General features: G+C 42.5%; 27 protein-coding genes. All 27 read left to right on the top strand.

Annotated elements, in window-relative coordinates:
- Window positions 1–25 precede the first annotated feature (25 nt).
- The 27 genes from rplB (at window position 26) to ARB69_RS00460 (ending at window position 14,028) form a co-directional block, all read left to right on the top strand.
- Window positions 26–868 (top strand): 50S ribosomal protein L2, encoded by an 843-nt coding sequence (gene rplB, locus ARB69_RS00330; RefSeq protein WP_050641819.1) that lies wholly within the window; start codon window positions 26–28, stop codon window positions 866–868.
- A gap of 26 nt (window positions 869–894) precedes the next feature.
- Window positions 895–1,176, top strand: coding sequence for a 30S ribosomal protein S19 (rpsS, locus tag ARB69_RS00335; protein ID WP_025654665.1), 282 nt, complete (start codon window positions 895–897; stop codon window positions 1,174–1,176).
- A 31-nt stretch (window positions 1,177–1,207) separates the two neighbouring features.
- On the top strand, window positions 1,208–1,594 hold the full coding sequence (gene rplV, locus ARB69_RS00340; protein ID WP_025654666.1) for a 50S ribosomal protein L22: 387 nt from the start codon (window positions 1,208–1,210) through the stop codon (window positions 1,592–1,594).
- A 14-nt stretch (window positions 1,595–1,608) separates the two neighbouring features.
- Window positions 1,609–2,265, top strand: coding sequence for a 30S ribosomal protein S3 (rpsC, locus tag ARB69_RS00345; RefSeq protein WP_050641818.1), 657 nt, complete (start codon window positions 1,609–1,611; stop codon window positions 2,263–2,265).
- A complete protein-coding gene (rplP, locus tag ARB69_RS00350) occupies window positions 2,265–2,702 on the top strand; it encodes a 50S ribosomal protein L16 (RefSeq protein WP_025654668.1) in 438 nt (145 codons plus the stop codon). Before rpsC ends, rplP begins: the two co-directional genes overlap by 1 nt.
- Window positions 2,692–2,898: a 50S ribosomal protein L29 gene (rpmC, locus tag ARB69_RS00355; protein WP_025654669.1), complete on the top strand. Its 207-nt coding sequence runs from the start codon at window positions 2,692–2,694 to the stop codon at window positions 2,896–2,898. The genes rplP and rpmC overlap by 11 nt, the downstream gene beginning before the upstream one ends.
- A gap of 11 nt (window positions 2,899–2,909) precedes the next feature.
- A complete protein-coding gene (gene rpsQ, locus ARB69_RS00360; RefSeq protein ID WP_025654670.1) occupies window positions 2,910–3,167 on the top strand; it encodes a 30S ribosomal protein S17 in 258 nt (85 codons plus the stop codon).
- A 45-nt stretch (window positions 3,168–3,212) separates the two neighbouring features.
- The gene (rplN, locus tag ARB69_RS00365; RefSeq protein ID WP_025654671.1) at window positions 3,213–3,581 is read left to right on the top strand and encodes a 50S ribosomal protein L14; all 369 of its coding nucleotides are present in this window, start codon (window positions 3,213–3,215) and stop codon (window positions 3,579–3,581) included.
- A gap of 13 nt (window positions 3,582–3,594) precedes the next feature.
- Entirely contained in the window at window positions 3,595–3,906 is a 312-nt protein-coding gene (gene rplX, locus ARB69_RS00370) for a 50S ribosomal protein L24 (RefSeq protein WP_050641817.1), read from the top strand.
- A 23-nt stretch (window positions 3,907–3,929) separates the two neighbouring features.
- A complete protein-coding gene (rplE, locus tag ARB69_RS00375; protein ID WP_025654673.1) occupies window positions 3,930–4,469 on the top strand; it encodes a 50S ribosomal protein L5 in 540 nt (179 codons plus the stop codon).
- Between the two features lie 13 nt (window positions 4,470–4,482).
- On the top strand, window positions 4,483–4,668 hold the full coding sequence (locus ARB69_RS00380) for a type Z 30S ribosomal protein S14 (protein ID WP_025654674.1): 186 nt from the start codon (window positions 4,483–4,485) through the stop codon (window positions 4,666–4,668).
- Window positions 4,669–4,701: 33 nt separating this feature from the next.
- On the top strand, window positions 4,702–5,103 hold the full coding sequence (rpsH, locus tag ARB69_RS00385; protein WP_025654675.1) for a 30S ribosomal protein S8: 402 nt from the start codon (window positions 4,702–4,704) through the stop codon (window positions 5,101–5,103).
- A 144-nt stretch (window positions 5,104–5,247) separates the two neighbouring features.
- The gene (rplF, locus tag ARB69_RS00390; protein ID WP_025654676.1) at window positions 5,248–5,790 is read left to right on the top strand and encodes a 50S ribosomal protein L6; all 543 of its coding nucleotides are present in this window, start codon (window positions 5,248–5,250) and stop codon (window positions 5,788–5,790) included.
- Between the two features lie 17 nt (window positions 5,791–5,807).
- Entirely contained in the window at window positions 5,808–6,176 is a 369-nt protein-coding gene (gene rplR / locus ARB69_RS00395) for a 50S ribosomal protein L18 (protein ID WP_025654677.1), read from the top strand.
- Window positions 6,177–6,191: 15 nt separating this feature from the next.
- On the top strand, window positions 6,192–6,701 hold the full coding sequence (gene rpsE, locus ARB69_RS00400; protein WP_025654678.1) for a 30S ribosomal protein S5: 510 nt from the start codon (window positions 6,192–6,194) through the stop codon (window positions 6,699–6,701).
- Between the two features lie 122 nt (window positions 6,702–6,823).
- A complete protein-coding gene (rpmD, locus tag ARB69_RS00405; RefSeq protein ID WP_025654679.1) occupies window positions 6,824–7,006 on the top strand; it encodes a 50S ribosomal protein L30 in 183 nt (60 codons plus the stop codon).
- A gap of 26 nt (window positions 7,007–7,032) precedes the next feature.
- Window positions 7,033–7,473: a 50S ribosomal protein L15 gene (gene rplO, locus ARB69_RS00410; protein WP_009001876.1), complete on the top strand. Its 441-nt coding sequence runs from the start codon at window positions 7,033–7,035 to the stop codon at window positions 7,471–7,473.
- Window positions 7,473–8,825, top strand: a complete 1,353-nt coding sequence (gene secY, locus ARB69_RS00415; RefSeq protein ID WP_025654680.1) for a preprotein translocase subunit SecY — start codon at window positions 7,473–7,475, stop codon at window positions 8,823–8,825. The genes rplO and secY overlap by 1 nt, the downstream gene beginning before the upstream one ends.
- Window positions 8,826–9,017: 192 nt before the next feature.
- Complete coding sequence (locus ARB69_RS00420) at window positions 9,018–9,662, top strand: adenylate kinase (RefSeq protein WP_025654681.1); 645 nt, start codon at window positions 9,018–9,020, stop codon at window positions 9,660–9,662.
- Between the two features lies 1 nt (window position 9,663).
- On the top strand, window positions 9,664–9,945 hold the full coding sequence (locus tag ARB69_RS00425; protein WP_025654682.1) for a KOW domain-containing RNA-binding protein: 282 nt from the start codon (window positions 9,664–9,666) through the stop codon (window positions 9,943–9,945).
- A 2-nt stretch (window positions 9,946–9,947) separates the two neighbouring features.
- Window positions 9,948–10,166 carry a translation initiation factor IF-1 gene (infA, locus tag ARB69_RS00430; RefSeq protein WP_005613024.1) on the top strand — a complete coding sequence of 73 codons (219 nt, stop codon included), beginning with the start codon at window positions 9,948–9,950 and terminating at the stop codon, window positions 10,164–10,166.
- A 119-nt stretch (window positions 10,167–10,285) separates the two neighbouring features.
- Window positions 10,286–10,399 carry a 50S ribosomal protein L36 gene (gene rpmJ / locus ARB69_RS00435; protein ID WP_003497809.1) on the top strand — a complete coding sequence of 38 codons (114 nt, stop codon included), beginning with the start codon at window positions 10,286–10,288 and terminating at the stop codon, window positions 10,397–10,399.
- Window positions 10,400–10,783: 384 nt separating this feature from the next.
- Complete coding sequence (gene rpsM / locus ARB69_RS00440) at window positions 10,784–11,152, top strand: 30S ribosomal protein S13 (RefSeq protein ID WP_025654683.1); 369 nt, start codon at window positions 10,784–10,786, stop codon at window positions 11,150–11,152.
- Window positions 11,153–11,182: 30 nt separating this feature from the next.
- Window positions 11,183–11,578, top strand: coding sequence for a 30S ribosomal protein S11 (gene rpsK, locus ARB69_RS00445; protein ID WP_009001882.1), 396 nt, complete (start codon window positions 11,183–11,185; stop codon window positions 11,576–11,578).
- A gap of 21 nt (window positions 11,579–11,599) precedes the next feature.
- The gene (gene rpsD, locus ARB69_RS00450) at window positions 11,600–12,193 is read left to right on the top strand and encodes a 30S ribosomal protein S4 (RefSeq protein WP_025654684.1); all 594 of its coding nucleotides are present in this window, start codon (window positions 11,600–11,602) and stop codon (window positions 12,191–12,193) included.
- Between the two features lie 165 nt (window positions 12,194–12,358).
- A complete protein-coding gene (locus tag ARB69_RS00455) occupies window positions 12,359–13,318 on the top strand; it encodes a DNA-directed RNA polymerase subunit alpha (protein WP_025654685.1) in 960 nt (319 codons plus the stop codon).
- Window positions 13,319–13,491: 173 nt separating this feature from the next.
- A complete protein-coding gene (locus ARB69_RS00460) occupies window positions 13,492–14,028 on the top strand; it encodes a bL17 family ribosomal protein (protein WP_025654686.1) in 537 nt (178 codons plus the stop codon).
- The last annotated feature ends 160 nt before the right edge of the window (window positions 14,029–14,188 follow it).

Below are 14,188 nucleotides of genomic sequence, written 5' to 3' on the forward strand. Positions count from 1 at the left end.
AGGCAAAACGAAAGGAGAGAAAGTAATGGGAATCAAAACATATAACCCATATACACCTTCCAGAAGACAGATGACTGGCTCTGATTTCTCTGAGATAACAAAGACAACTCCTGAGAAATCTCTGCTGGATTCCAAGAGCAGAAAAGCCGGCCGCAACAACCAGGGCAAAATTACAGTTCGTCACCGCGGCGGCGGAGCTAAGAAAAAATATAGAATTATCGATTTCAAGAGAAAGAAAGATGGGGTTCCGGCAACGGTTGTTGGAATCGAGTATGATCCGAACAGATCAGCAAACATCGCACTGATCTGCTATGCAGACGGTGAAAAAGCATACATCCTCGCTCCGGAAGGATTAAAGGATGGCATGAAAGTCATGAACGGACCAGAAGCAGAAGTAAGAGTAGGAAACTGCCTGCCTCTTTCTGAGATTCCGGTTGGTACTCAGATCCACAATATCGAATTATATCCTGGAAAAGGCGGACAGCTCGTTCGTTCAGCAGGAAACAGCGCACAGCTGATGGCGAAAGAAGGAAAATATGCAACATTAAGACTTCCGTCTGGCGAGATGAGAATGGTTCCAATCATTTGCAGAGCATCTGTTGGTGTCGTAGGAAACGGAGAGCACAACCTGATCAACGTAGGTAAAGCAGGCCGTACACGTCACATGGGTATCAGACCTACAGTACGTGGTTCCGTTATGAACCCGAACGACCATCCGCATGGTGGTGGTGAAGGTAAGACAGGTATCGGACGTCCAGGTCCATGTACACCTTGGGGCAAACCGGCACTCGGTCTTAAGACACGTAAGAAAAACAAAGCTTCTAACAAGTTGATTGTAAGAAGAAGAGATGGAAAAGCGATTAAATAATTCAGATTACAAGGAGGTTAGAACCTATGGCTCGCTCACTTAAAAAAGGACCATTTGCAGACGAAAGCTTACTGAAAAAAGTAGACGCTATGAACGCTGCAGGTGATAAATCAGTTGTTAAGACATGGTCACGTCGTTCTACAATCTTCCCGTCATTCGTTGGGCACACATTTGCTGTCCATGACGGAAGAAAACATGTACCAGTATATGTTACAGAAGACATGGTAGGCCACAAGCTCGGAGAGTTTGTAGCAACCAGAACATACAGAGGACACGGCAAGGACGAGAAAAAGTCAAGAGTAAGATAAATCATAAGATATTCGAAAGGAGGGTTCATCCATGGCAAAAGGACATAGATCCCAAATCAAACGAGAAAGAAACGAGCAGAAAGATACAAGACCATCAGCTAAGATTTCTTACGCCAGAGTGTCAGTTCAGAAAGCTTGCTTTGTATTGGATGCCATCAGAGGTAAGGATGTACAGACAGCACTTGGTATTTTAGCTTACAACCCAAGATATGCTTCAAGTGTAATAGAAAAATTATTAAAATCAGCAATTGCAAATGCTGAGAACAACAACGGTATGAATGTTGAGAACCTTTATATAGAAGAGTGTTACGCAAACAAGGGACCAACAATGAAGAGAGTAAGACCAAGAGCACAGGGAAGAGCTTATAGGATCGAGAAGAGAATGAGCCACATTACAATCGTGCTTAATGAAAGATAATAAGGAGGGCAATAATGGGACAGAAAGTTAATCCTCATGGTTTAAGAGTCGGCGTTATCAAAGACTGGGATTCTAAATGGTATGCAGAAAAAGATTTCGCTGATAACCTGGTGGAAGACCATGAAATCAGAAAATTCCTTAAAAAGAAATTATTCAGCGCAGGTGTTTCAAGAATCGAGATCGAAAGAGCATCTGACCGTGTTAAAATCATTATCTATACAGCTAAGCCTGGCGTAGTAATCGGAAAAGGCGGTTCTGAGATTGAAAAAGTGAAAGCTGAATTAAAAAATTATACAAACAAGAAGCTGATCGTTGACATCAAAGAAATTAAGAGACCAGACAAAGATGCTCAGTTAGTAGCTGAGAATATTGCTCAGCAGCTTGAAAACCGTATCTCATTCAGACGTGCTATGAAATCCTGCATGTCAAGAACAATGAAGTCCGGAGCACTCGGTGTTAAGACATCTGTTTCAGGACGTCTCGGCGGCGCTGATATGGCTCGTACAGAGTTCTACAGCGAGGGAACCATTCCGCTTCAGACACTGAGAGCTGACATTGATTATGGATTCGCAGAAGCTGACACAACTTACGGAAAAGTCGGTGTAAAAGTTTGGATTTACAAAGGCGAAGTTCTTCCGACGAAAGCAGATAAGGAAGGGAGCGATAAATAATGTTAATGCCAAAAAGAGTGAAACGTCGTAAACAGTTCCGTGGCACCATGAAAGGAAAAGCCTTAAGAGGCAATACGATTTCTTATGGTGAATACGGTATCGTTGCAGCGGAGCCTTGCTGGATCCGTTCCAATCAGATAGAGGCAGCCCGTGTTGCTATGACACGTTATATCAAGCGTGGCGGTAAAGTCTGGATCAAGATCTTCCCGGACAAACCGGTAACAGCAAAACCAGCAGAAACTCGTATGGGTAAAGGAAAGGGAGCACTGGAGTACTGGGTAGCAGTAGTGAAACCAGGCCGTGTTATGTTTGAAATTGCAGGAGTACCTGAGGAAACAGCCAGAGAGGCACTTCGTCTTGCAATGCATAAGTTACCTTGCAAATGCAAAATCGTTTCTCGCGCAGACTTAGAAGGCGGTGATAACAGTGAAAATTAATACATTTGTACAAGAATTAAAAGGGAAATCTGTAGAAGAATTAAATGAAGAATTAGTAGCTGCTAAGAAGGAACTTTTTAATCTGAGGTTCCAGAATGCAACGAATCAATTAGATAATACAAGCAGAATTAAAGAAGTCAGAAAAAATATCGCCAGAATCCAGACGGTGATAACTGAAGCTTCTAAAGCTGAGTAGGAGGTCGCACTGTGGAAGAAAGAAATCTTAGAAAAACCCGTACAGGCAAGGTTGTTAGTGACAAAATGGACAAAACAATCGTTGTTGCAGTTGAAGACCACGTTAAGCATCCACTTTATAAGAAAATCATCAAAAAAACTTATAAATTGAAAGCTCATGATGAGAAGAATGAGTGCAACGTTGGAGATACAGTTAAGGTTATGGAAACAAGACCGCTGTCTAAAGATAAGAGATGGAGACTTGTGGAAGTCATGGAAAAGGCGAAATAATTATATCGCATATTTTGCAAGCATATTTAAAGGAGGTTTACCTGCATGATACAACAAGAAAGCAGACTTAAAGTAGCAGACAACACAGGCGCTAAAGAGTTACTGTGTATCCGTGTACTTGGCGGTTCTACAAGAAGATATGCCAATATCGGAGACGTGATCGTTGCGACTGTTAAAGATGCAACACCAGGCGGCGTTGTAAAAAAAGGTGACGTTGTAAAAGCTGTAGTTGTCCGTACTGTAAAAGGCGCTCGTCGTAAAGACGGTTCCTATATCAGATTCGATGAAAATGCTGCTGTTATTATAAAAGACGATTTGAACCCACGTGGAACACGTATTTTTGGACCAGTAGCCAGAGAGCTCAGAGACAAGAAGTTTATGAAGATTGTTTCTTTAGCTCCGGAAGTACTGTAGGGAGGTGCCGAGAATGTCAACTATGAAGATCAAAAAAGGCGACACTGTCAAAGTAATCGCTGGAAAAGATAAAGACAAAGAAGGCAAAGTAATTGCTGTTAATAAAAAAGATGGAAAAGTTCTGGTCGAAGGTGTCAACATGCTGACAAAGCACACAAAACCAAGCGCTGTGAATCAGAATGGCGGTATCATTCATCAGGAAGGACCGATTGATATTTCCAATGTGATGTATGTACACAAAGGAACAGTTACGAGAATCGGCTTTAAGATGGATGGGGACAAAAAGGTACGTGTTGCGAAATCAACGGGAGACGTAATTGACTAATTCAGGGAAGGAGGTCCAGAACTTTGAGTAGACTGAGAGAAACATATCAGAATGAGATCGTTGATGCAATGATCAAAAAATTTGGATATAAAAATATCATGGAAGTGCCGAAACTTGATAAAGTAGTTATCAACATGGGTGTCGGCGAAGCAAAAGAAAATGCAAAAGTATTGGAGTCAGCAGTCGCTGATCTTGAGAAGATTTCAGGACAGAAGGCAGTTCTTACAAAAGCTAAGAATTCTGTCGCAAACTTCAAAATCAGAGAAGGCATGGCAATCGGATGCAAAGTTACTTTAAGAGGGGAAAGAATGTATGAGTTTGTTGACCGTCTGATCAACCTTGCATTACCTCGTGTACGTGACTTCAGAGGGGTTAACCCGAATGCATTCGACGGAAGAGGCAACTACGCCCTTGGTATCAAGGAGCAGCTGATTTTCCCGGAAATCGAATACGATAAAGTAGATAAAGTCAGAGGTATGGATGTAATATTTGTTACAACAGCAAAATCTGACGAAGAAGCTCGTGAATTATTGACTCAGTTCAATATGCCATTCACTAAGTAAAGGAGGGAAATTCATGGCTAAGACATCAATGAAAATCAAACAGCAGCGCAAACCAAAATACTCTACAAGAGAGTACAGCCGCTGCAGAATCTGCGGACGTCCGCATGCATATTTGAGAAAATATGGAATCTGCCGTATTTGCTTCCGTGAACTGGCATATAAGGGACAAATCCCAGGCGTTAGAAAAGCAAGCTGGTAACTAACCAAAAAGAAATAAGGAGGTCAATAATCAATGACTATGAGTGATCCAATCGCAGATATGCTTACAAGAATCCGTAATGCTAATACTGCTAAACATGATACAGTTGATGTTCCTGCATCTAAGATGAAAACCGCGATTGCTGAGATTCTGTTGAACGAAGGTTATATTGCAAAGTATGACATCGTAGCCGATGGAAACTTCAACACGATCCACATCACATTAAAGTATGGTGCAGACAAGAACGAAAAAGTTATTTCAGGTCTGAAGAGAATCTCTAAACCGGGTCTTCGTGTTTACGCGAACAGCGCAGACATCCCGAAGGTGCTGGGCGGACTTGGAACAGCCATTATTTCTACAAATAAAGGCGTAATCACAGACAAAGATGCAAGAAAGCTCAATGTAGGCGGAGAGGTACTGTGCTTCGTTTGGTAGGTGCCGGACACTTTATATTCGTATGATAAGAATAGAGTGAAATGGCCGTTCTCTGGTATTTAAGAACAGAGAATTTAAGAGCAACTGAAAACAGAGAAGCCACACAGCAGCTTCTCCGAGAATTTAAGTTATAGGAGGTACGGTATGTCACGTATAGGAAGACTGCCAATCGCAATCCCGGCAGGTGTAACTGTTGATATTGCAGAGAATAACGTAGTGACCGTAACAGGTCCGAAGGGAACTCTGAAAAAAGAGCTTCCGGTTGAAATGGAAATCAAAAAAGAAGGCGAAGAAATTATCGTCACAAGACCAAGTGATTTAAAGAAGATGAAATCTTTACATGGTCTTACAAGAACACTGGTCAACAATATGGTTGTAGGTGTAACAGAAGGATATCAGAAAGTTCTGGAAGTCAACGGTGTTGGTTACAGAGCAGCTAAATCCGGAAATAAACTGACATTAAGCTTAGGATACTCTCATCCAGTTGAGATGATCGACCCGGAAGGTATCGAATCCGTTCTGGAAGGCCAGAACAAAATTACTGTAAAAGGTATCGATAAAGAAAAAGTAGGCCAATACGCAGCTGAAATCAGAGACAAGAGAAGACCTGAACCTTATAAGGGCAAAGGTATCAAGTATGCTGATGAAGTGATCAGACGTAAAGTTGGTAAGACTGGTAAGAAATAATTAAGGAGAGTGTGAAAATGGTTAGTAAGAAATCAAGAAGCGAAGTTCGTAGAAAAAAACACATGAAATTACGTAACCGTTTCAGCGGTACAGCTGAGAGACCACGTTTAGCTGTGTTTAGAAGCAATAATCATATGTATGCTCAGATTATCGACGATACAGTTGGAAACACTCTGGTTGCGGCTTCCACTCTTCAGAAAGATGTGAAAGCGGAATTAGAAAAGACCAACAACGTTGATGCAGCAGCAAAGTTAGGAACAGTGATTGCCGAAAAAGCAAAAGAAAAAGGCATCACAGAGGTAGTCTTTGACAGAGGCGGCTTTATATATCAGGGTAAAGTGAAAGCACTGGCAGACGCAGCAAGAGAAGCTGGGCTGAATTTTTAGGAAGGGAGAACACATATGAAACAGGAACGTATTGATGCTAGTCAGATGGAATTAACAGAAAAAGTGGTATCAATCAAACGTGTTACCAAAGTTGTTAAAGGTGGTCGTAACTTCAGATTCACAGCTTTAGTAGTTGTTGGCGATGGGAAAGGCCATGTTGGTGCAGGTTTAGGAAAAGCTACTGAGATTCCGGAGGCAATCCGCAAAGGAAAAGAAGATGCAGCTAAGAAATTAATCAAAGTTGCCATGGATGATAATGACAGTGTAACACATGATGTGATCGGAAAATTCGGAAGCGCTTCCGTATTGCTGAAGAAAGCTCCGGATGGTACCGGTGTTATTGCCGGAGGCCCGGCCCGTGCCGTGATCGAGATGGCAGGAATCAAGAACATCCGTACAAAATCTTTGGGATCCAATAATAAGCAGAACGTTGTTCTTGCTACTATTGAGGGGCTTAAAGGAGTGAAGACTCCGGAAGAGGTTGCAAAACTTCGCGGCAAATCAGTAGAAGAGATCGTAGGCTAAAAAGATAGAGCTTTGCTCTATCGCATAAGAAGATAGAGTTTGATCTATTGCATAAAAGGATAGAGATTGCCCTGTCGTATAAGATGTGAGAGCGTGCTTTGTCGTATAGGAGGTAAATTATAATGGCAAACTTAAAAGTTACACTGGTAAAGTCTACAATCGGTGCTGTGCCAAAGCATAAAAAAACTGTTGAGGCTCTGGGACTCAGAAAACTCAACAAGACAGTCATCATGCCGGATAATGCAGCTACAAGAGGTATGGTACAGCAGGTTAGACACTTAGTGAAAGTTGAAGAAGAAGCATAAATAAAAAACGATAAGGAGGTAATATCATGGACTTATCAAACTTAAGACCAGCAGACGGTTCAAAGCAGAGTGATAATTTCAGAAGAGGCCGTGGACACGGTTCTGGTAATGGTAAGACGGCTGGTAAGGGCCACAAAGGTCAGAAAGCTCGTTCAGGAGCGCCAAGACCAGGCTTTGAAGGCGGTCAGATGCCTTTATACAGAAGAATACCAAAGAGAGGTTTCACATGTAGAAACTCCAAAGAAATCATTGGTATTAACTTAAGCGCGTTAGAAGCATTTGAGGATGGCGCTACAGTTTCAGTAGAAACATTAATTGAGAGCGGTATCGTTAAAAATCCAAAAGACGGTGTAAAAATTCTTGGAAATGGAGAGTTAACTAAGAAGCTTACTGTTCAGGCAAATGCATTTAGTGCAAAAGCAGCTGAAAAAATAGAGGCCCTTGGTGGAAAAGCAGAGGTGATCTAATGCTAGAAACTGTACGAAGAGCATTTCAAATAGAAGACATCCGTAAAAGACTATTCTATACGTTTTTAATGCTGGTCGTTGTTAGACTTGGCTCCCAGCTGCCGACACCGGGTGTGGATCCAACCTATATACAGGAATTTTTTGCGAATCAGACCGGTGATGCATTCAATTTTTTTGATGCATTTACCGGCGGTTCCTTTACCCAGATGTCTGTGTTTGCACTCAGCATTACACCGTACATCACATCTTCCATTATTATGCAGCTTTTGACCATCGCGATTCCAAAGCTGGAAGAGATGCAGAAAGAGGGAGAAGACGGAAGAAAGAAAATTGCAGCGATTACCCGTTATGTCACAGTAGCTCTCGCTTTGATCGAATCAATCGCTATGGCGGTAGGGTTCGGGCGCCAGGGACTTCTTGTTGAGTATAATTTCGTAAATGCTGCTATTGTAGTATGTACACTTACCGCAGGTTCTGCATTCCTAATGTGGATCGGTGAGCGTATTACAGAAAAAGGTGTGGGAAATGGAATCTCCATTGTCCTGCTTATTAACATTGTTTCTCGTGTGCCGGATGATTTCGTCCAGCTGTACGAACAGTTTGTAAGGGGTAAAACCATTGCAAAAGGAGGTCTGGCAGCAATTATAATTCTTGCAGTGCTGTTGGTTGTCATTGTGTTTGTTATCATCCTCCAGGGTGGTGAGAGAAAGATTGCAGTACAGTATTCACAGAAGGTACAGGGAAGAAAGACATATGGCGGACAGTCCACACACATCCCGTTAAAAGTAAATACAGCAGGTGTTATCCCGGTTATCTTTGCATCCTCGCTGATGCAGTTCCCGATCGTAATCGCGTCTTTCCTTGGAAAGGGAGAAGGAACAGGAATCGGAAGCCAGATTCTGAAGGGAATGAATTCCAACAACTGGTGTAACCCGGGCAATTTAATCTATTCATGGGGTCTGATTGTATATATTGTGCTTACTATTTTCTTTGCTTATTTCTATACATCAATTACATTCAACCCGTTAGAGATAGCAAACAATATGAAAAAGAGCGGCGGCTTTATTCCGGGTATCCGTCCTGGCAAGCCAACCGTAGAGTACTTACAGAAGATATTGAACTATATTATCTTTATCGGTGCATGCGGGCTTGTGATCGTTCAGGTAATACCTTATTTCTTCAATGGTGTATTCAAGGCCAATGTCTCCTTTGGAGGAACATCCCTGATCATTATTGTGGGCGTCGTATTAGAGACGATCAAACAGATTGAAGCACAGATGCTTGTACGCAATTATTCAGGCTTTTTGAATAATAAGGGAAACTCTATGAAGAACAGTTTCCTCGGTTATTAATTCGCGTGAGCGCAATAAGCCAGATGTGCATGTCTGCATGTATATATGGCGGCTGTCCTCGGGGATTTCACTGAAACTACTTAGCTCGCCAAGTTTTGTCCTGAGACGGACGGAACCGGCGGGTTAATGTGCTATATGGATATATCACCGTTTAGGGACAGGACGGTGATGAAAATATGGAGGAACATGTATATGAAGATTATTATGTTAGGGGCTCCCGGAGCAGGCAAGGGGACACAGGCTAAGAAGATCGCGGCGAAATATGGAATACCTCATATTTCTACCGGAGATATCTTCAGGGCGAACATCAAGAACGGCACAGAACTGGGACAGAAAGCAAAGACTTATATGGACCAGGGACTGCTTGTTCCGGATGAACTGGTTGTAGACCTGGTAGTGGACAGAGTGAATCAGGAAGACTGTACATCAGGATATGTGCTGGACGGATTCCCGAGAACAATTCCGCAGGCGGAAGCTTTAGACAAGGCTCTGGCGGAACTGGATCAGAAGGTGGATTATGCCATCAATGTAGAAGTACCGGATGAGAATATCATCCGCCGTATGTCCGGAAGAAGGGCATGTGTAGACTGCGGCGCTACTTATCACATGGAATATGCACCGACCAAAGAGGAAGGCATCTGCGACAACTGCGGCGGGACGCTGATCCTGAGAGATGATGATAAGCCGGAGACAGTCCAGAAGCGTCTCGGTGTCTACCATGAGCAGACACAGCCGCTCATTGATTATTATACAACGGCCGGAATCCTCAAAGAGGTGGACGGAACCATCGATATTGAGGATGTATTTGCTGCCATCGTAAAAATCCTCGGAGAGTAATATGACAATAGAACCGGGAATGTTTGCAAAATCCAAAGCAGGCCGCGATAAAGGCTGTATATATGTCATAATTGATGTCAATGCTGAATATATATATCTGGCGGATGGGGCTAAAAGAACCGTCCGCCGGAGAAAGCGAAAGAATCCAAAGCATCTGCAGATTATAAAGAAGGCGGCAAGTCCTTCCACTACAGATGATGAAACAATCAGAAGTGTTATAAACAGATATTCTCGTTTGGACACGAATGAGAATAGTAAAGTGCCAAACGTGCAGGAGGATTAAGTATGTCAAAAACTGACGTAATCGAAATTGAAGGAGTCGTAGTTGAAAAACTGCCAAACGCTATGTTTAAGGTAGAGCTGGAAAATGGCCATATTGTGCTGGCACATATCAGCGGAAAACTGCGTATGAATTTTATTAAGATTTTACCAGGTGACAAAGTGACGTTGGAAATGTCTCCATATGACCTGAGCAAGGGGAGAATTGTCTGGAGAGATAAGTAAAAAAGTATTGACTTTGCCTGGAAACTAGTGGTATACTATGAAGTGGCTGTTTTTGGATAGGTGTGCCCAAAAATAGTTGGAAGCGTATAGCCAGGCAAAGGATGGAAGGAGGATTTGACATGAAGGTTAGATCATCAGTAAAACCAATTTGTGAAAAATGTAAAATCATTAAAAGAAAAGGAAGCATCAGAGTAATCTGTGAGAATCCGAAGCACAAACAAAGACAGGGCTAATACTTAAGAAGTACAGACTGTTGGGATTTGTGAATTAATTAGGCGGCTGACAGCGCGACACACCAGGAAGTGTGTAGGGCTGTTTAATATACAGTAAGGATACACCACACTGCTGAATCTGCAGGTACCGAAGGGTTGGTGGTCTTTTGTATATTGCTTATAATACCCGGCGATCATTTACGGTGAAAATCCGTGTCGGGAAAGGGCGTACTGTAGTATACCCAAAGGGCATCCCGTAACTCATGCCCTGCGGGCGGATCCGCAGTAAACTGCGGAATAAAGTATGCCTGGATGTTTTCGGGAGAAGGAAGCACCTTTCCGGATGCCAGGAGACATCCCAGTTAGGGACAATATGAAAACAGATTTGAAATGGAGGAAAGACACATGGCTCGTATTGCAGGTGTAGACTTACCAAGAGACAAACGTGTAGAAATCGGCTTGACTTATATCTATGGAATCGGTAGAACAAGTGCCAGCCGTATCCTGACAGAGGCAGGAGTAAATCCTGATACCCGCGTCAGAGATCTGACAAGTGAAGAAGTAAAGAAAATCAGTGAAGTGATCGAAGAGACTCAGACTGTAGAAGGTGATCTCAGAAGAGAGATCCAGTTGAATATCAAGCGTCTGAAAGAAATTGGATGTTACCGCGGAATCCGTCATAGGAAAGGCCTTCCGGTACGTGGACAGAAGACCAAGACAAATGCAAGAACATGCAAAGGTCCTAAGAGAACTGTAGCTAATAAGAAAAAATAATTAAGAATTCAAGAAAGTAGGTTAGTTTAAATGGCGAAGAAAGTTACCAAAAAAGTGACAAAGAAACGTGTCAAGAAAAACGTTGAACGAGGACAAGCACACATCCAGTCATCTTTTAATAATACAATCGTAACATTAACAGATGCACAGGGAAATGCTCTTTCATGGGCAAGTGCAGGCGGTCTGGGATTTAGAGGTTCAAGGAAATCTACTCCATACGCAGCTCAGATGGCAGCTGAGACAGCAGCAAAAGCAGCATTAGTACATGGTCTTAAAACGGTAGACGTTTTTGTAAAGGGTCCGGGATCAGGAAGAGAAGCAGCAATCCGTGCGCTCCAGGCATGCGGGATTGATGTAACAAGCATTAAAGACGTAACACCGGTACCACACAACGGATGCCGTCCACCGAAACGCAGAAGAGTCTAGTATATATAGGAGGAAGCTAACATGGCAGTAAATAGAGTTCCAGTTCTTAAGAGATGCCGTTCATTAGGTATGGACCCAATCTATTTAGGAATCAATAAAAAGTCTAACAGGCAGTTAAAGAGATCCAACAGAAAAATGAGTGAGTACGGCCTTCAGCTACGCGAGAAACAAAAAGCTAAGTTTATCTACGGCGTACTGGAGAAACCTTTCAGAAACTATTATGCAAAAGCAAAACAGATGGAAGGCATGACAGGTGAAAACCTGATGATTCTTCTGGAATCCAGACTTGACAATGTAATGTTCCGTATGGGATTTGCAAGAACAAGAAAAGAAGCAAGACAGATTGTTGACCACAAGCATGTAATGGTAAACGGCAGACAGGTAAACATCCCATCATACCTTGTAAAAGCCGGAGATACAATTGAAATCAAAGAAAAGCACAAAGGAAGCCAGAGATACAAAGATATCCTGGAAGTAACAGGAGGAAATATGATTCCTGACTGGCTGGAAGTAGATGCTGAGAACCTGAAAGCTACAGTAAAAGAACTTCCTGCACGTGAGGCAATTGATGTTCCTGTTGATGAGATGCTTATCGTCGAGTTATATTCTAAATAATCCTTGAGTATAGCATGATAGTGACATCCATGCCGCCGGGAACCGGTGATGCCGATCCGGCGGCAGGATGGAGTTTGTCGCACAGGAGCCTTTAGGAAACGGCCCCTGTGTGACACAGGCATCGTACCCCTCAACATATTTAAACCCATAAGGAGGGTCTGTGTAGTGTTTGATTTTAATAAACCTAATATTGAGATTACCGAAATTTCAGAAGATAAAAAATATGGAAAATTCGTTGTCGAGCCTCTGGAACGTGGATACGGAACAACATTAGGCAATTCCCTGAGAAGAATTATGCTTTCATCCCTTCCGGGAGCAGCTATCAGTTCTGTTAAAATCGACGGAGTCCTGCACGAATTCAGTTCCATTCCGGGTGTTAAAGAAGATGTAACCGAGATTATCATGAATCTGAAATCACTGGCAATCAAGAATACATCAGAATCAGACGAAGTAAAGACCGCATATATCGAATTTGAAGGAGAAGGTGTTGTAACAGGCGCTGACATCCAGGCGGATTCCGATATTGAGATTATGAATCCCGACCAGGTCATTGCAACCTTAAGCGGAGGCAAGGACAGCAAGTTGTACATGGAACTTACCATTACAAAAGGAAGAGGATACGTAAGCGCAGACAAGAATAAGAATGAAGACTTACCGATTGGCGTTATTCCGATTGATTCCATATATACTCCGGTAGACCGTGTAAATCTCACAGTAGAGAATACGCGTGTCGGCCAGATTACTGACTATGACAAACTGACATTGGATGTATGGACTAAAGGAACACTGCTTCCGGACGAGGCTGTCAGCCTTGCTGCGAAAGTGCTCAGCGAGCATCTGAAGTTGTTTATCGACCTCTCAGAAGTTGCTCAGGCTGCGGAAGTCATGATCGAAAAAGAAGATGATGAAAAAGAGAAAGTACTGGAGATGAGCATTGATGAATTAGAGCTCTCCGTACGTTCTTATAACTGTCTGAAGAGAGCCGGCATCAATACCGTCGAGGAACTTACCAATAAGACACCGGAAGATATGATGAAGGTGCGTAACCTTGGACGCAAGTCACTGGAAGAAGTGCTGGCCAAGCTGAAGGAATTAGACCTTGAGCTGAACCAGGGCGATGAATAAACGTTACTATTCACGGCTTATGGGCCGTGTATAGTAACGAATAAACAGCCACTGCACCATATAGATTATTATTTGAATTATCCTGTCAGTAAGCCCGAAGAGCATGGCGGGAGCATTTGATTAATAAGCCCGAAGATGCATAACCAAATGTTTGAAAATGGAGGATTAAAACAATGGCAAAGTATAGAAAACTCGGCAGAACATCCAGCCAGAGAAAAGCCTTAATCAGAAACCAGGTAACAGCTCTGCTGAATAATGGCAGAATCATTACGACAGAAGCAAAAGCAAAAGAGATCCGCAAAGTAGCGGAGGGATTAATTGCTATGGCTGTCAGAGAAAAAGATAATTACGAAGAAGTGACCGTAAAAGCAAAGGTTGCACGTAAAGATAAAGACGGCAAGAGAGTAAAAGAAGTAGTAGACGGCAAAAAAGTTACCGTATATGATGAAGTTGACAAGAAGATCAAGAAAGATATGCCGAGCAGACTTCACGCAAGAAGAGAGATGCTGAAGGTTCTTTATCCTGTAAAGGAAGTTCCGGCAGCTGCTGCAGGTAAGAAGAGAAATACAAAAGAAGTTGATCTTCCGGAAAAACTGTTCTCAGAGATCGCTCCTAAGTATACAGACCGCAACGGCGGCTACACAAGAATCGTAAAGATTGGTCAGCGTAAAGGTGACGCAGCTATGGAAGTGCTGATTGAATTAGTATAATTCTGGAAAGAAAAGTTTATAGAGATATAAATTCTTGATAAATAATGATACGGCCCGGCGGCCGCGGAAAGCTTATTGAATTTTAATGCTTTCCGCAGCCGCCGGATTTTTGTCTTCATAGTATGGATTGCATCTATTTTTGTGCAATATCAACAATAAA

It is taken from the genome of Faecalicatena contorta (assembly GCF_001404335.1).
Classification (GTDB): domain Bacteria; phylum Bacillota; class Clostridia; order Lachnospirales; family Lachnospiraceae; genus Faecalicatena; species Faecalicatena contortus_B.

Bases quoted from the DNA above. Each gene is read 5' to 3' on its own strand.
- rplB (WP_050641819.1), top strand. From the start codon at position 26: ATGGGAATCAAAACATATAACCCATATACACCTTCCAGAAGACAGATG.
- rpsS (WP_025654665.1), top strand. From the start codon at position 895: ATGGCTCGCTCACTTAAAAAAGGACCATTTGCAGACGAAAGCTTACTG.
- rplV (WP_025654666.1), top strand. From the start codon at position 1,208: ATGGCAAAAGGACATAGATCCCAAATCAAACGAGAAAGAAACGAGCAG.
- rpsC (WP_050641818.1), top strand. From the start codon at position 1,609: ATGGGACAGAAAGTTAATCCTCATGGTTTAAGAGTCGGCGTTATCAAA.
- rplP (WP_025654668.1), top strand. From the start codon at position 2,265: ATGTTAATGCCAAAAAGAGTGAAACGTCGTAAACAGTTCCGTGGCACC.
- rplN (WP_025654671.1), top strand. From the start codon at position 3,213: ATGATACAACAAGAAAGCAGACTTAAAGTAGCAGACAACACAGGCGCT.
- rplX (WP_050641817.1), top strand. From the start codon at position 3,595: ATGTCAACTATGAAGATCAAAAAAGGCGACACTGTCAAAGTAATCGCT.
- ARB69_RS00380 (WP_025654674.1), top strand. From the start codon at position 4,483: ATGGCTAAGACATCAATGAAAATCAAACAGCAGCGCAAACCAAAATAC.
- rpsH (WP_025654675.1), top strand. From the start codon at position 4,702: ATGACTATGAGTGATCCAATCGCAGATATGCTTACAAGAATCCGTAAT.
- rplF (WP_025654676.1), top strand. From the start codon at position 5,248: ATGTCACGTATAGGAAGACTGCCAATCGCAATCCCGGCAGGTGTAACT.
- rplR (WP_025654677.1), top strand. From the start codon at position 5,808: ATGGTTAGTAAGAAATCAAGAAGCGAAGTTCGTAGAAAAAAACACATG.
- rpsE (WP_025654678.1), top strand. From the start codon at position 6,192: ATGAAACAGGAACGTATTGATGCTAGTCAGATGGAATTAACAGAAAAA.
- rpmD (WP_025654679.1), top strand. From the start codon at position 6,824: ATGGCAAACTTAAAAGTTACACTGGTAAAGTCTACAATCGGTGCTGTG.
- rplO (WP_009001876.1), top strand. From the start codon at position 7,033: ATGGACTTATCAAACTTAAGACCAGCAGACGGTTCAAAGCAGAGTGAT.
- secY (WP_025654680.1), top strand. From the start codon at position 7,473: ATGCTAGAAACTGTACGAAGAGCATTTCAAATAGAAGACATCCGTAAA.
- ARB69_RS00420 (WP_025654681.1), top strand. From the start codon at position 9,018: ATGAAGATTATTATGTTAGGGGCTCCCGGAGCAGGCAAGGGGACACAG.
- ARB69_RS00425 (WP_025654682.1), top strand. From the start codon at position 9,664: ATGACAATAGAACCGGGAATGTTTGCAAAATCCAAAGCAGGCCGCGAT.
- infA (WP_005613024.1), top strand. From the start codon at position 9,948: ATGTCAAAAACTGACGTAATCGAAATTGAAGGAGTCGTAGTTGAAAAA.
- rpmJ (WP_003497809.1), top strand. From the start codon at position 10,286: ATGAAGGTTAGATCATCAGTAAAACCAATTTGTGAAAAATGTAAAATC.
- rpsM (WP_025654683.1), top strand. From the start codon at position 10,784: ATGGCTCGTATTGCAGGTGTAGACTTACCAAGAGACAAACGTGTAGAA.
- rpsK (WP_009001882.1), top strand. From the start codon at position 11,183: ATGGCGAAGAAAGTTACCAAAAAAGTGACAAAGAAACGTGTCAAGAAA.
- rpsD (WP_025654684.1), top strand. From the start codon at position 11,600: ATGGCAGTAAATAGAGTTCCAGTTCTTAAGAGATGCCGTTCATTAGGT.
- ARB69_RS00460 (WP_025654686.1), top strand. From the start codon at position 13,492: ATGGCAAAGTATAGAAAACTCGGCAGAACATCCAGCCAGAGAAAAGCC.